This window comes from Aeromonas sp. HMWF017 (genome assembly GCF_003061465.1).
Lineage (GTDB): Bacteria > Pseudomonadota > Gammaproteobacteria > Enterobacterales > Aeromonadaceae > Aeromonas > Aeromonas veronii.
Genome location: NZ_QAJD01000156.1, coordinates 1 through 14,350 on the forward strand (window position 1 = coordinate 1; position 14,350 = coordinate 14,350).

General features: G+C 58.0%; 12 protein-coding genes and 1 pseudogene. 6 read left to right on the top strand and 7 right to left on the bottom strand.

All coding sequences use genetic code 11. The annotated features are described in order from the left end of the window. Together DBR30_RS17080 and DBR30_RS17085 are read left to right on the top strand one after the other, a co-directional pair. Positions 1–1,549 (top strand): annotated as a pseudogene (locus DBR30_RS17080) (hypothetical protein); the annotation flags it as partial. An 11-nt stretch (positions 1,550–1,560) separates the two neighbouring features. Then, positions 1,561–2,037: a hypothetical protein gene (locus tag DBR30_RS17085; RefSeq protein ID WP_108541118.1), complete on the top strand. Its 477-nt coding sequence runs from the start codon at positions 1,561–1,563 to the stop codon at positions 2,035–2,037. On the opposite strand, the gene DBR30_RS17090 is transcribed toward DBR30_RS17085, so the two are convergent. After that, positions 2,015–2,461, bottom strand: a complete 447-nt coding sequence (locus DBR30_RS17090) for a hypothetical protein (RefSeq protein ID WP_108588449.1) — start codon at positions 2,459–2,461, stop codon at positions 2,015–2,017. The two genes, DBR30_RS17085 and DBR30_RS17090, sit on opposite strands and share 23 nt — an antisense overlap. Then, the gene (locus tag DBR30_RS17095; RefSeq protein ID WP_108539681.1) at positions 2,448–3,215 is read right to left on the bottom strand and encodes a hypothetical protein; all 768 of its coding nucleotides are present in this window, start codon (positions 3,213–3,215) and stop codon (positions 2,448–2,450) included. Before DBR30_RS17095 ends, DBR30_RS17090 begins: the two co-directional genes overlap by 14 nt. Before the next feature lie 157 nt (positions 3,216–3,372). Here DBR30_RS17095 and DBR30_RS17100 point away from each other — a divergent pair, with 157 nt between their 5' ends. Next, positions 3,373–4,218, top strand: coding sequence for a DUF1194 domain-containing protein (locus DBR30_RS17100; protein ID WP_005360138.1), 846 nt, complete (start codon positions 3,373–3,375; stop codon positions 4,216–4,218). A gap of 217 nt (positions 4,219–4,435) precedes the next feature. Here the strand turns inward: DBR30_RS17100 and DBR30_RS17105 are convergent, their stop codons facing one another. The 3 genes from DBR30_RS17105 to DBR30_RS17115 form a co-directional block, all read right to left on the bottom strand. Then, positions 4,436–5,224, bottom strand: coding sequence for an HNH endonuclease (locus DBR30_RS17105; protein ID WP_108539684.1), 789 nt, complete (start codon positions 5,222–5,224; stop codon positions 4,436–4,438). Between the two features lie 85 nt (positions 5,225–5,309). Beyond that, positions 5,310–6,332, bottom strand: a complete 1,023-nt coding sequence (locus DBR30_RS17110; protein ID WP_108539686.1) for a restriction endonuclease — start codon at positions 6,330–6,332, stop codon at positions 5,310–5,312. A gap of 405 nt (positions 6,333–6,737) precedes the next feature. Continuing rightward, on the bottom strand, positions 6,738–8,153 hold the full coding sequence (locus tag DBR30_RS17115; RefSeq protein WP_108539689.1) for a GumC family protein: 1,416 nt from the start codon (positions 8,151–8,153) through the stop codon (positions 6,738–6,740). A 157-nt stretch (positions 8,154–8,310) separates the two neighbouring features. Between DBR30_RS17115 and DBR30_RS17120 the strand changes: the two genes are divergently transcribed. Genes DBR30_RS17120 through DBR30_RS17130 form a run of 3 tightly spaced genes read left to right on the top strand, consistent with a single transcriptional unit; the run spans position 8,311 to position 11,283 of the window. Further along, positions 8,311–9,426 (top strand): glycosyltransferase, encoded by a 1,116-nt coding sequence (locus tag DBR30_RS17120; RefSeq protein WP_108539692.1) that lies wholly within the window; start codon positions 8,311–8,313, stop codon positions 9,424–9,426. Between the two features lie 31 nt (positions 9,427–9,457). Beyond that, the gene (locus DBR30_RS17125; RefSeq protein WP_108539695.1) at positions 9,458–10,651 is read left to right on the top strand and encodes a glycosyltransferase family 2 protein; all 1,194 of its coding nucleotides are present in this window, start codon (positions 9,458–9,460) and stop codon (positions 10,649–10,651) included. After that, on the top strand, positions 10,648–11,283 hold the full coding sequence (locus tag DBR30_RS17130) for a sugar transferase (RefSeq protein ID WP_108539698.1): 636 nt from the start codon (positions 10,648–10,650) through the stop codon (positions 11,281–11,283). The genes DBR30_RS17125 and DBR30_RS17130 overlap by 4 nt, the downstream gene beginning before the upstream one ends. 296 nt (positions 11,284–11,579) lie before the next feature. Here DBR30_RS17130 and DBR30_RS17135 read toward each other — a convergent pair whose 3' ends face one another. Together DBR30_RS17135 and DBR30_RS17140 are read right to left on the bottom strand one after the other, a co-directional pair. Then, positions 11,580–12,581: a glycosyltransferase family 4 protein gene (locus tag DBR30_RS17135; RefSeq protein ID WP_069527367.1), complete on the bottom strand. Its 1,002-nt coding sequence runs from the start codon at positions 12,579–12,581 to the stop codon at positions 11,580–11,582. 80 nt (positions 12,582–12,661) lie between these two features. Further along, complete coding sequence (locus tag DBR30_RS17140; RefSeq protein ID WP_108539700.1) at positions 12,662–14,152, bottom strand: SpoIIE family protein phosphatase; 1,491 nt, start codon at positions 14,150–14,152, stop codon at positions 12,662–12,664. Positions 14,153–14,350: the final 198 nt, after the last annotated feature.

Genomic DNA, 14,350 nt, shown 5'->3' on the forward strand with positions numbered 1-14,350 from the left:
ATTGGCTGACGCTACCACAAGCGTGCTGACCAAGCAGCGCCAGCTGTTTTTGGAAAAATGGACTCTGGCCCCCTATTCCCCAACCCCAACCCCAGCTTCGCAGCAACTGAGCCTCACGCCCATTCCGGATGCCGCCCCAACCCTGCAGATCGCCCCGCTATCTGCGGCCGATGCGTTGAAGCAGGCTGCACAACCCGTGCTGGCCGCCCGTGGCAGCCAGCTGCTGCTGGAGTTTGCCATCCACACCGCCACCGACGATCCGGCACCCTTGCTGGTGATCCAGCCCCCCGAGCAGGCAGGATCGCCGCTGGCGCTGACCCCCTATTACGGCAAGTGGCATCTGGTTCGCCCGCAGGCGAGCGGCACCCTGCTGGCCCCCTCGGACCAGGAGCTGGTCGAGGGGATCGCCGGGCTCACTCTGCAGGCAGACGTGCCCCGGCGTCTGGTGCTGCAGATCACCGTCCCACGCGATGCGCCGGCGGGGCGCTATCTCGGCAATATTCAGCTGCTCAGCCAACAGCAACTGGTGCAGCTGCCACTGACTATCGAGGTACTGCCGCTGACCCTGCCCGCGGCCAGTAAGCCGGTCGGCATCTATGTCGAAGCGCCCCCTTATCTGAATTGGCTGAGCCCCAACCCCGAGGTGTTAAAAGAGCAGATCGCCGAGGCCAGTCGCTGCGATCTGGAGCGGCTCGCCAAGCTCGGGATCAGCGGCCTCTCGCCCGCCCTGCCACAAGATGAGGCGGGGATGCGGGAGATCATGGGAGAGGCGGCCGGGCTCGGTTTTTTGCCGCCCCTGCTGGCCTATACACCGCTCAAACGCTGGGGGGGAGACCCTGCCAGCCAGCTTGAGCAGTGGCAGGCGCGGCAACAGGGGCTGACCGCCACCGGCTTGCCCCCACTGGCATGGAGCCTGTTTGATGAGCCGGACCTTGCCACCCTGCCTGCCATTACCAGCCTGGCGCGGGAGATGAAACGGCGGGATCCGACGGTGATCCGCGCGGGCCACTTCAATCACCCGGATCAGGTTGGTCTGCTGGCAGAGGTGGAGATTGCCCTGATCAACGCAGGCTTTGGCGCCGACAAGGCCGATGTGGCGCGGGTGCGTCAGCACAAGGTCATCCCCTGGTTTTACAATTTGGGCACCCCGAGAGCCGCCGGGTTCTATCTGTGGCAAAGCGGCGCCGAGGGCTATTTACAATGGCATGGCCGCATGCCCACCGCCCTGCCCTATGACCCCACCGATGGGCGGGAGAGCGACTTTATGCTGCTCGGCCCGCAAGCCTGCGAGGCGCACCGCCTCTCCCACGATCTGTTGCTGTTGCAGCAAGCCATCGAGGATCTGCGCTGGCTCGCCTGGCTGGAGCAGGAGGCCCGCTATCAGGTGGACGCCGCCCTGCTGCTGGAGCGCCTGCGGGATCAGCTGCCGACCCGCTGGCAGGTGGCAGAGCAACTGCCCTCTGCCGCCTGGATCCAGTGGCGCCGCGAGATTGAACAACTGGCCAAGGGATTGAAAACATTGCAAACTGGTGCCAACTCATCCTCCTGAAGTAACTGCGTATGGCCAACCAGACTCCCCGCTCTACAGCCAAAGGCACCGCCTTGCGCCGCCTGTTGCCCCTGATGCTGCCGCTGCTGATCCTCACCGGTTGCGCCCGTCAGGAGCCGGTCAATGAGACCCTGCCAATCCTCAACCAGTTGCGGGAACAGCAAATGGCCGAACAGCCCCAGTTGCAACTGCAGTACCAGCAAGCGGAGACGCAACTACCGACGGATCAGGAGCAGCAGTTGCATCAGTTTTTGGGACGCAAGGATCCGGCACGGATTGCGCTGATAAGCGGCCCCGGGTTGCAAACCGACATGCTGGAGAGTGCGCGAATGGCAAGCGTGCGACTGACTGCCCTGACACGCTTGCTGGGAGCTCGCGCCATTGAGCTGGAGCCCCGCTATGACCCCATGCTGGCCCCCAATACCTTGCTGATCCGCATTCTGCCAAACGGTGAACCGGGGGCTGTCACGCCAGCGGCGGCGCAATAAGGCCGAGGCAGGTGGTCGGCAAGGCCACCCGATAGAGGGGATAAGGGGTCAGCCCCCACAATTTGCGCCAACCCTGGGTAAGACGGTACGAGAGCAGCGGCGGACTCTGGTGCAGCTTGCCTAAAAACATCACCCCCTGACTCATCCCTTCACCCGCCAGCGTCACTGACATCGCCTCGCTATCCGGCGCCACCAGCATGGCCTGCAACAGGCCGTCACAGCGGGGATGGGCCAGCTGATAGCTGACATAGGTGCCGCCCAATACCGGCGTAGCCACCCGCAAGCGCCATCCCAACTGGACCAGCTCCATCAGCATGGGCTTGGCCCCCTCGTTAACTGCCCGGTTCTGATAACGCCACCCCATGGCGGCAGCACTGAGCAGCGCCACCAGCAACAGCAACAGATATCCCCTAGATAGATGCATCACGGTGTCCCCGGATAAAGAGGATGGTCATCACCAGCAACATGATGGCCCACTGGTAGAGCTGGGCCAGCGAGCCGGTATGCAGCCAGCCATACCAGCGCAGATCCAGGCTCATCAGCACCAGCCGCAGCTGATTGGCCCCGATATAGAGCAGGCAAACCAGCAGCAACATGGGCCACTGCCGGTAGAGTGGGCGCTCCGGTGCCAGCCAGCAGCAGGAGACCAGCCAGGAGAGCACCACCAGATAGAGTTGAGAAAACGAGGAGCACCCCTTGAGCACAATCAGCGCATGGCCCCCCAACCGCTCGATGCGATTGCCATCAAGGCGAGTCTCCCAGCCCAGCAGCTGCAACCACTGGCCTACCCCCCAGGCATCGAGGGCCAGCACAGGGCCGGAGAGCAGGGCAAACACCTGCTGCCCCCACAACACCGCCACGGTAAAGGCGAGCACAATCTGCAACACCGCCCGCTCATCGCCACTCTGATGACGGCGCCATAGCGAGGCCACCAACAGCAGACAGGCCAGCGCCTTGCAACTGGCGCTGGGGATCAGGATCAGCAGGATAAAGAGGGCGAGCGCCAGTGGATGCGGACGCCAGCTCGGTGCAACCCGCGATGCAATTTGCCACCAGATAGCAATCAGCAACACCACCAGCAGGTTGAAGTGACCCATATTGAGCCACACCATGCCCCACTGATTGGCCAAACCAAGTAGCAGCCAGTTGGGTGCCCACTGCCAGGGACGGATCTCCATCGCAACTCCTGCCGGTTATCAGCGCTTTTGACCGCTGTCGCAAGTTCCATGCCTGCCCAGCCTCACCCGGACCAAGCCAAGTCAGAGGATGCAACAAAGCTGGCACGCTTTATTCATTCCCCCTGCTGGCACTAGCGCCAAGGAGAAGGAGTGGGCAATGAAACTCAAACCGTTGGCAGGGCTGCTGGGGATGTTATTGGTAACCTCCCCCGCATACGCCTTGACCGAAGTCGATACCGAACTGCAACTGCTGATGGATGTGTCGGGCAGCGTCAGTTCATCGGAATTCAATCTGCAATTACAGGGCTATGTGGACGCCTTTTACAGCCAGGATGTACAGAGCGCCATCCTCGACACCAGTGGCGACAAGCTGGGGTCCATTGCGGTACAGATGGTGATGTGGAGCGGCTCGACCCAGCAGAGCGTGATGACCGACTGGTTCCACCTCTACGACATGACCTCCATCAACAACTTCGCCGCCACCCTGGATGCCCTGGTACGCCCCTATGCGGGGATGACGGCCCCCGGTTCGGCCATGGCCTTTGGTGCCCAGCAGTTTGATACCAACAACTACACCGCCGCCCGCCAGGTGATGGATGTGTCGGGTGACGGTATCCAGAACAACGGGCTGGATACCTCTACCGTGCGGGATCAACTGCTCGCCTCAGGCATCGATACCATCAACGGCATCACCATAGGTCAGGACTATGCCGATGGGGTACTGCAAGAGTGGTATGTGGAGAACGTGGCGGGCGGTCAGGATGCATTTGTGATCAATGCCACCACCTTTGCCGACTTTGGCAATGCGCTGGAGCTCAAACTGGCTGCCGAAATTGAAGGGGGCATTATTCCGGAAGGTGCACTGGCCGCCCCCATCGAGGAGATCCCGCTGGCCGCCCAGCTGCTGCTCGGTATGCCGCTACTGCTGGCCTGGCGCTATCAGCGCCGTAATCAGGGACGCCTGCAGCCCGCCAACGGGCAACTGGCACCCGCCATCGGCTGATTTATCCCCCCGTGTGTTGCGATTAGGGAGCTATGGCTCCCTGATTTTTTGCCGAGGCTAAGGCCTGTCTATCCTAAATGATCAAAACCTGAGTGATCACTATCTGACAACTAAGTTATTGTCGATAAGGTGCCTACATATCTCTCCCAACACAAGAACCACTTTGGCTACTGTGAATTAGGAACGCTACACGTTGAAATTCCTTTCGAGACATATACTAAGAATTTCCTGTGAGTGCTTTTTTAAGTTTTTCTAACGGCATTGCTGGTACTTCTCTGTGAATCATTGCGTGACAGTTAGGACATAATGGAATTAAATCTTCGATCGGATCGACTGTATGAACCCCATTCTTCAATGCTAAGTCTGATCGATGATGTACATGTATGTATTCTTTACCGATAAATCCATATTTTCTTTCCATGTTAATCCCACAAGCAGCACAGGTATATCCGTAATGCTCGATGCATTTTCGCCTTGCTATTGGGTTACGCTCGATCGCTGTTGATGATACTGAAACTCGTGCACCCTCAACAAGTATCATTTCCCCAGCACTAGTAGATAAATGACAACTTGCTAGTGTCCAACGAATGTTTTGCCCCTTCTGCACATTTGCGCCACATTCTTGCCACAATTTTTCAGCATCGATTTCAGTAAGAATTACCGAACGTTGATGCATATATCCAAGGATAGGTTCATTCATATTAAAAAAGTAATCCCCTGATATCTCAAACACACAATTACGCCGACTATGAGCATTAACTATAACAAAGTCACCTATCTCCATTTTTCTATAAAGATGCCATAGACTTGGCCCACCTAAATGGGCATTACCTAACTCAGGATATTTCATATTAATTAAATTTGTTATTTCTGCTTGATTGCCTGGGTTAATCTCCGATAGATCTCCAATATCCGACCAACCAATTGCAATACAACCTACATCTTTCATGAGCTCGATTGATTCTAATGCATTTTGGTGATGCGCTATCAGACGCCATATATTCATACACATCCCTCTACACTTATAACCTACAGCCAAGGAGCTAACAATATCAAGAGTTAGCGATTACTCTTAATGTATTTTTGGTGAATCACTCCCCCATAAATACACCACGGCCTGTTTTTTTAAGCTCTTTCAGCCAACTCATTACTGTATCTCTATTGGCTTCGCGAATTGGATATTTTCTGGCCTTGCAAACCTGGCTTGCTCCCGGAGAAAAATATGATGTAGTAACAATCACCCCACTACTTGCATTTTCATCCACAACATCAGCCCATAATGATTTAACAAGAACTTTATCAATTTTAGACTTAGTACGCTTACATTGGACTAAGGTTACAGGAGCGAGACTTTTATTATCGACCTGACCCCAAACCCTAATATCAACGCCCCCATCATTTCTTCCCTCACCAATCTCTACTCTGTAACCAGACCTTTCAAAGTACTCTGCAGTTAGAGCCTCAAATTTTCTCCAATTCATACTAGATAACTTGTCTGGATTCTCTGCCAGATAATTTATATACCTCTGATCCAGAAAACGTCCATACATTGCGTTGAGAGACTCACTTTCAAACAACTCTTTTAGTTCAATTGGAGATTTCCATTCCATAACTCTTGCACTAAGCCAATCCCAAGGACTAGCTTCCTCACTATCCTTTATCAATTTTACCAATCTTTGGCTAATAGAACATGCCATAACCCCATATTTTTCTTTTATTTTTATAAAAAACTGTTGCTCGTCAAAGTTATCAAATATGGATTTGTGGCCTCTATCGAAGTGGTTTTCACCCAAATGCTGGAGCACTTGTTGAAGTAAAAATTGCTGCTCAGGATTATTGAGAAACTCAAACTTGAGAAGTGTGGGACCATGCCCAACAAATGGTTGTTCTATGACCCCCAGTCGGCACAAGATAATCTGAAAGGAATCTTCAATCTGATCTGTCGGTATACGCACAAGTTTTTCATTATCATTTTTAATAATGTTCAACAAAGGATCACTCTTATCTAAAAGATCGACCATTTCGTCTCTCGAAAGAGCCAATCCAGATTTGTATCCAACGCGGTCACTTAAAAACGAAGTGAACGCTGTATTTGTTGTTACCCATTTACCCATTTTTATTTACCTAGAGAATTGATTAGAAAAACTATAAATATGTAAGCAACCCCTTACATCTAGCCTCACCAAAACAGTGCCTTACCAACATCAATAAATAACTTAAATAACGATTTCAGAGCCAATCAGCTCATAGTTTGTTCATGAGCAAATAAAAAGTTGCATTAGCTTTACCACTACCATTAGGTAAGACTACAGTCAAGAAACTAAAATAGAAAATGCAACATCTATCACCCTTGCCAAGAAATAATAAGATAAGTTGCAGTATGTAATATAAAGCAACACCCCTCTGTTATAGGCAAGTAACAATAAATAGTTAGCCATCTGTGAGATATAAAAAAGGCCTTATCACAAGGCCTTTTCAGAAATATCCAGATTCCGGCTGGCAGCCTGCTTTGACGGCAATCACCCCGGCTCTGGTGACAAGGGCAACACCTGCCCATCCAGCGCATGATCACTATTGGATGGATAGTCCGGCACCGGCTCGCAGTAGGGAATGCGGCTTAGCACCGGCGCCTTGACCAGGGCGGCCAGCTGATCGGAGCGGCGCAGGCTGGCATCCGCCAGTTCGGCCACCAGCGCCAGACCGCAGCCCAGCCCCAACCCGCCAACAATGCCCGCCAGCAAAAACAGCCAGAGCGGGTAGTTGCTCGGCTTGCTGGGGGCAAAGGGTTTGTCGATCACCTTGATCCGCTCCCCCTGCTCGAAGTTGCCCAGATCGCCAGTCACCTTGGCCTTCTCATAGCGCAGCAGCAAATCCTGATAGAGGGTGCGTTTGACCGCCAGATCCCGCTCCAGCTCGGCGAGTTGGCGTTCGGTATCGCCCTGGGAGTCGACCACCTTGTCCAGCCCATCCAGCTGGTTCTTCAGGCCGGCGGCGTTTTGCTCCGCCTCCGTCAGCTGCGTCTGGGCCAACTGCCACTCGGGCCCACGGGCCATATCCGGCTGGGATTTGAGCTGTTCAAACTCCTGCTGCAACTGATCAATCTGATAGCGCAGACTCTGCACCTTGCTGTGCTCGTCGCTGTAGCGGGCCCGCAGCAACACCAGCTCGGTGCGCATCAGCTGCAGCTTCTCATCCAGCTGGCGGGCCAGCTGGCTCTCCTGCCCCAGCGATAGCTGATCGACCCGGGCCTTGGCCTGCTGCAAGGTGATCAGGCTCTCGGCATAACGCTCCTGCAAGCCATAGAGACGGGCGACGTTGGTACTCTGCTGCTGGGGCAAGGCGCTGGCATGCTCCCGTTTAAAATCGGCGAGCAGCTGCTCGGCCTCTTGCAGTTCGCTGCGGCGGCTGTCGAGCTGGCTTTGCAGGAAACGTTCGGACGACTCCGCCGACTGGCGCCCCTTGCTGAGCAGGTTGAAGAAAAAGCGCCGCGAAATGGCTTCGAGCAGCCCGGCGCTGTTGGCCGCCGAATCCGCTTTGACCTTTATCTCAATCACCTCATCGCCAATCAGCCGCAGCGAGACGGCACTCGAGAGCCAGTCCATGATGGCATCGCGCTGAGCTGGGGGGGTCTCGTCATTGACCAGACCGCGATCCCGCGCCACCCCGTCCAGTACATAACGGCTGCGCAGCAGGGCTTCGAGCACCGCAAAGCGATCCTTGAGACTCTCCTGAGTGATCAGATCCTTGAGGGTCGGGGTCTGGTTGGCATCTTGCGGCACCATAAAGGTGGTGCGGCTCTCATACTCCTTGGGGGTGAGCAGGCCAACCGTGACGCCCACCAGCGGCATCACCAGTACCGGGATCACCAGCAGATAGCGACGGCGCCAGGCGGCAAAGAGAATGATGTAGAGGTTGTAATAGAACTGGACAGGCATGGCATCACTCCCTGAGAAAGGCCCTCCCCCCGCACGATGCAAAGGCAGTGCCACCAGAGGAGCTGATCGCCTCTGTGAGCAGATCGCAAGAGTGGTACAAGATTCGCATTCTCCCGCTATCCGGGGTGCCACCCCTTCCCTTGCCGGAGCGCGAACCATGTTGTCATCAACCCCGTCGCACAAACCCCATCCCCGCGGGAGCGCCATCGTTCAAATAGTGCAGCACCTGCAGCCCGGCGGGCTGGAGACCATGGTGCTCAACCTCACGCAGGCGAGCCCGGCCGAGCAGCCAGTGCATATCATCTCCCTCGAAGGGCGCACAGCGGATGTGCTAAGGGCATGGCCGGCCCTGCATCCCTTCGCAGACCATCTTCACTGCCTGGAAAAGCCCGCTGGCTGGTCGCTCGCAACCCTCTGGCGGCTCACCCGATTGCTGCGCCAGCTCAAGCCGGGCGCGGTGCATACCCACCATCTGGGGCCCATGCTCTATGGCGGCCTCGCCAGTCGGCTGGTCCGGGTGCCCACCCTGGTACACACCGAGCACGATGCCTGGTATCTCGATGATCCCCATCAGCGCACGCTGGCCCTGTGGGGGCTGCGCGCCTTCAAACCGCTCCTGGTGGCCGATGCCACACCGGTCGCCAACCAGCTGCTGGCCAAGCTGGGCCAGCTGTCGCCAACGGTGATCCCCAATGGCATTGATGAGCAGCGTTTTGCTCCTGGCGCCGCCACCCTCGCCCGTCAGGTGATGGGGTTGCCGCAAGGGGTCAGGTTGATTGGCTGCGCCGCCCGCCTTGAGTCGGTCAAGGGTCACACCTTGCTGCTGGAGGCGATCCGCACCCTGCCGGAGGAGGTGCATCTTGCGTTGGCTGGGGTCGGCAGTTTGCAAAATGCGTTGCAACAACAGTGTCAGCAGCTGGGGATCGCCCATCGGGTCCATTTTCTGGGGCTGGTCGAAGACATGCCGCGCTTCTATCAGGGGCTGGATCTCTTCTGCCTCCCCTCGCTGGCGGAGGGGATGCCGCTCTGCGTGCTGGAAGCGCAGGCCTGCGGGGTGCCGGTGGTGATGAGCGATGTGGGGGCGGCCAGAGAGATGGTCTGCCAGGCCAGCGGCCATATCCTGTCGGAGCGGGATCCCGACCGCCTTGCCCAGCTTCTGGCACAAGGGTTGCTGCAGTGCCATAGCCTGCGTGCCGTCACCCGAGAATTTGTGTGCCAGCAAGGCAGCTTGAGCCGGATGGCTCAGGCCTATCAGCAGCTCTACAGCCGCTGATCAAGCGACCCGATGACCAGAGGAGCATCCCATGGAATGGATCATGATCGTGTTCTGGCTGTGCGCTGTACTGGTGGTCTACCACCATGTCGGCTATCCCCTGCTGCTCAAATTCAGTGGTCGGCAGGCGCGCAAGGTAGCCAATCCGCCCCGCCCCCTGGACCGGGGATTCAAAGCAGAGGCCGCCGATGAGGCGCTGCCGACCATCACCCTGCTGATGCCGGTCTACAACGAGGCGGCGACCATCGCGGCCAAGCTGCAAAACCTCGCCAGCCTCGATTACCCCGCCGACAAGCTGTGGGTGCATGTGCATTTCGACGGCTGCAGCGACAACAGCTACCCCATTGCGCTCAGCCAGCTCGGTGATCCCGCCCTGCAGCAGTTGCAGATCAGGCTGTTTGATCACCCCCGCAATCGCGGCAAGGTCGCCGTGCTCAACGAGGCCATGACCCGGGTGCACAGCGATCTGGTAGCCCTCACCGATGTCTCGGCCCTGCTGCCTATCGACAGCCTGCTGCTGGCGGTCGCCCATTTTGCCGATCCCAAGGTAGGGGTGGTCGGGGAAGCGTACCGCTTCTGGCAACCGGGCTCACAGGGCGAGGAGAGTTACTGGCACTATCAAAGCCAGATCAAGCTCTGCGAGTCGGCCCTTGGCGGCATGCTGGGGGCTCACGGGGCCTTTTACATGATGCGCCGGGAGTGCCTCACCCCGCTGGCCGCCGATACCATCAACGACGATTTTATCTTGCCGATGCAGGCCATCGCCAAGGGGTATCGCGCTGTCTATGACAATCGCTGCGCCGCACTGGAGCTGGAAGTTTCCAATGCCGCGCTGGAGGCGACACGGCGCAAGCGGATCGGGGCCGGCAATACCCAGCAGCTGTTGCGGTTACTGCCCCTGCTGCACCCCAAGTTCGGCTGGGTTGCCTTCAACTTTGCCAGTGGCAAGGGGCTGCGGGTGTTGATGCCGCTCTGCCTGACCCTGCTCTGGCTCTGCGCCATCCCGCTGGCCACCCAATCCCTGCTATTTCAACTGCTGCTGGGGCTGCAACTGCTGGGGTATCTGCTGGTCATCTTGATCCAGCTGACCCCTGTGCACCCCTGGCCCAATCTGTTTCGCAAGATCCACTATCTGGTACTCGGACACTGGTACAACGGCATGGGCACCCTGCGCTACTGCCTGCGCGCCCCCATACGTTTCATGTCACAGGAGAAAACCGTATGACACACCCCATTCCAAGATTGACCCTGGTGGTCAAACGCAGCATGGATCTGCTCGGTGCCACTCTTGGCCTGCTGCTGACGCTGCCGCTGTGGCCACTGATCATGCTGGCCATCCGACTCGATAGCCCGGGCCCGGTGTTCTTTCGTCAGCTGCGGATCGGGCGCAGCCACGCCACCCATACCGAGCTCTTTTTCATGATCAAGTTTCGCACCATGCGCGCCGACGCCGAGGCGACCACCGGGCCGGTCTGGTGTGGCAAGGGGGACAGCCGGATCACCCGCAGCGGCGACTTTCTGCGCAAAACCCGGCTCGATGAGCTGCCGCAGTTTATCAATGTGCTCAAGGGGGAGATGTCACTGATCGGACCCCGCCCGGAGCGGCCCGGGATCGCCAACCGGCTGGAAGATGCGGTGCCGTACTTTATCGAACGCACCTATGAAGTGGCCCCCGGCATTACCGGTCTGGCACAGGTCAATCAGGGTTACGACGAGTCGCTCGATGATGTGCGCAGCAAGCTGGCGTTCGATCTGGCCTACTCGGTCGCCCTGCTCCACCCCTGGCGCTGGCTGGTGCAGGATGTACATATCATCGGCAAGACGATCGCCATCATGGTTGGCAAAAAGGGGCGCTAATCCAGCCGCGCCGACCTCAACCATATCTCAACGCCCATCAGGCCATTGCCACTGCAATGGCCTTTTTTATAGCGCATCCTTGTGGCACATCAATGGTGATCACCGAGAAGTCAGCGATCTGATCGCCATCATCTGGCCCCATCCATCCGCAGGCCTGATGTCCGCTTGACCAACCGCAGAAACCCGAGCGTTACGTGATCACCGAAGCAATCCGCCCCCTGCTCCCCCTAACACCGGCACATAAAAAAACGAGTAGCCAGCGGCCACTCGTTTTTGGCGGGTTTCCCCTTGGGGATTCAGGCGCCGTAGACAGCCAGAATATCGGTCACTCTGTTGTTGACGCTGTACCCACGGGCTATGGTGTTGCGGGCCGCCTGACTCATTTTGCTGCGCACCACCCCATCGCTGCGTAGCCAGTAGTTGACCAGCTCCGCCATATCCCGCACATGGCCGGGCTCCACCAGCCAGCCATTGGATTTATGGTCGATCAGATTGACCAGCCCCCCCACCGCAAAGGTACAAACCGGTATGCCGTGAGCCATCGCCTCCAGGGCCACCAGCGGCAACCCTTCAAAGCGGGAGGTGATGCAGAGCAGGTCGATGTTGTGCCACTCATTGGCCATGTTCTGGAAACCATGAAGCTGGACGCGATCACCATACTGCTGCAACAAAGCGCTTTTCATGGGGCCATCCCCGTAGAGATGAAACGCCCCGTCCGGGCAGAAGGCGGCCAGCTGGCAGAATGCCTCCGGCCCCTTTTCCGGCGAGAGGCGGCCGACAAAGGCAATCCGGTTGCCAGTTACCGTAGCCGGCGTCGCAGGCATGGGGACAAAGTTGCTGATCACCGTGCTCGGCACAGGCAATTTGCGAGCGATGGGCTCGCTTACTGCAATACACTTCGCAAAACGCGCTGTAGTGCGATCCAGCCAGCTGTAAAACTTCAGCAACCCCTCCCCGTCATCTCCACTGTGAAAAGTCGAGACCACCGATTTACCGGTGAACCAGGCTGTCAGCCGCCCCAGCACCCCGGCCTTGTAGCCGTGGGTATGGATCAGCACAGAAGCAGGCTGGCGGGCCAGACGGCGCATAAAATCGCGGCTGTTGTGGCACACCTCGTAAGGCAAGCCCTGCTGTTTGAGCAGGGTCGTAAACGGGGTCATGCCATGGTTGCTCACCAGCACTATGGTGGGGCGAAATCCCCTGGCCAGCAGATCGTTGGCGAGATGGATAATGTGAACTTCTATTCCACCGACCTGACGTGCATCGATGGCCAGCCAGATCTGCTGCATGGGTAACATAAGGCCCTCCTCCCGTGGCTCCATGCCACCTGAAATGAGGCGCTGCATAGAGCGGGCCAGTCAGGCAAAGAGGGGCAGGATCAGGCGCCGGGACAGGCGACCAGCAAGAGGGTCATGTCATCGAGGGCGGCATCATTGATGCGTTCATCAAACCAGCGGGCGATGCGATGAGCCAGTTGCTCAAGACCGGGCCCCGAAGTCAGGCAGATCTCTTTTAGCTGCGACTCCCAGCGCTGGCGCTCTGCGGCATCACGGCTATCGAGCAGGCCGTCGGTCCAGAACAGCAGGATCTCGCCGGGCTTGAGCTGACGCTCATTGGTCACGAAATGGGGATCCGGACGCAAACCGGGCAAGGGGCCGGTCACGCCGACCTGACGGATGGTGCCGGGCCCAACCAGCCAGGGCGCCGGGTGACCCGCGCTGGCCCACTGCACCCGCCCCTCGTTGCCGAGTTCAATGCAGAGGGTGGTGAGCAGGGTAGCCCCGAGGAGCGGATCACTGTGAACAGCATTGGACAAGATGGTCAGCAAGCGGGCGGGGGCGCGCTCCAGATCGTGCGCCGTCAGCAAGCCACGCAGATAACCGGCATAGGCATGAGCAAAAAACTTGGCTTCTGCATCGTGGCCCATCACATCCCCGAGCCACAACACCCGCTCCTTGACCAGCAGAAAGTCCCCGCCCCCCACGGTGGCAGCACGGGTTTGCAAGGCCAGCTGGTATCCTCCTATCGAGGTGGTGGGCAATAGCGGGCGCAGCGCCGAGGTCATGCGCTGATCCAGCTGCTCGCCCCATTGTGACTTGAGCTGTTGTGAGCGTTGCAGCACCCGCGAGACCGCCAGCAACAGGTCCTGCTTGGTGATGGGTTTGACCAGAAAATCATCGATCCCCAGAGCCCCTGCCCGACTCTGGGTCCACTGATCCTGATGCCCGGTCAGGAAGATAAAGGGCACCCCCTTCATCTTGGGATCCTTCATCAACTGCTGGCGCAGCCCAAAGCCATCGATCCCCTCCATCTCGATATCGGAGAGCACCAGTGCGGGGGGCTGCTTTCCGATCGCCAGCAGGGCGGCATGGGAGTCGGCATAACTTTCAACCCGGTAGTGCTCATGGAGATAGGCGGTGAGCAGGGCACGCATCACCTTGTCATCGTCGATCACCGCGATCACCGGCAGCTGGTTGACCGGGCCCTGCTGGCGAAGGGTCACGCGATTGCGCTCACCGTCGCGAGAGAAGTGCACCTCGGCAAACAGCTGGTGCACCAGCGCCAGCCCGTATCCCCCCTCCTGCAGCTCATCGGGTAACGGCGCACTGGCAAGACCGGGTTGCGGACCGCCATCATCCTCCAGTATCAGACTCAAGCCCGTTTCATCCTCTTTCAGCGTGAGCCAGAGCCGGGTCGCAGGAGGCGCTGTGTGTTTGACGCTATTGGTGGCCAGCTCACTGAAACAGAGCAGCCAGTTGGCTTGATCCTTTGGGGAGACCTGAAACAGGGAGAGTCCCTGTGCCAGCCGGTTGCGCAGTTCGCGCACCGCCTGCAGGGTTGCCGGAGCAGATCGCAACCAGTCATCCATATCGGGCCTCCATCAGCGGGCGATCAGATCCGGAAATTGAGCAAGGCACTGCGCCGGCACCAGCGCTTGAGCCATTCGGTCACCCGGTTGCTGGGCAGCCGGTTGAGCTCGCGCAGGATCTCGCTGGCCAGCCCCGGGTTGAGCTTGTCGTTATAGACAGCGCCAATCAGATTGGCCTCGGCACGGGTCAGTTTATCC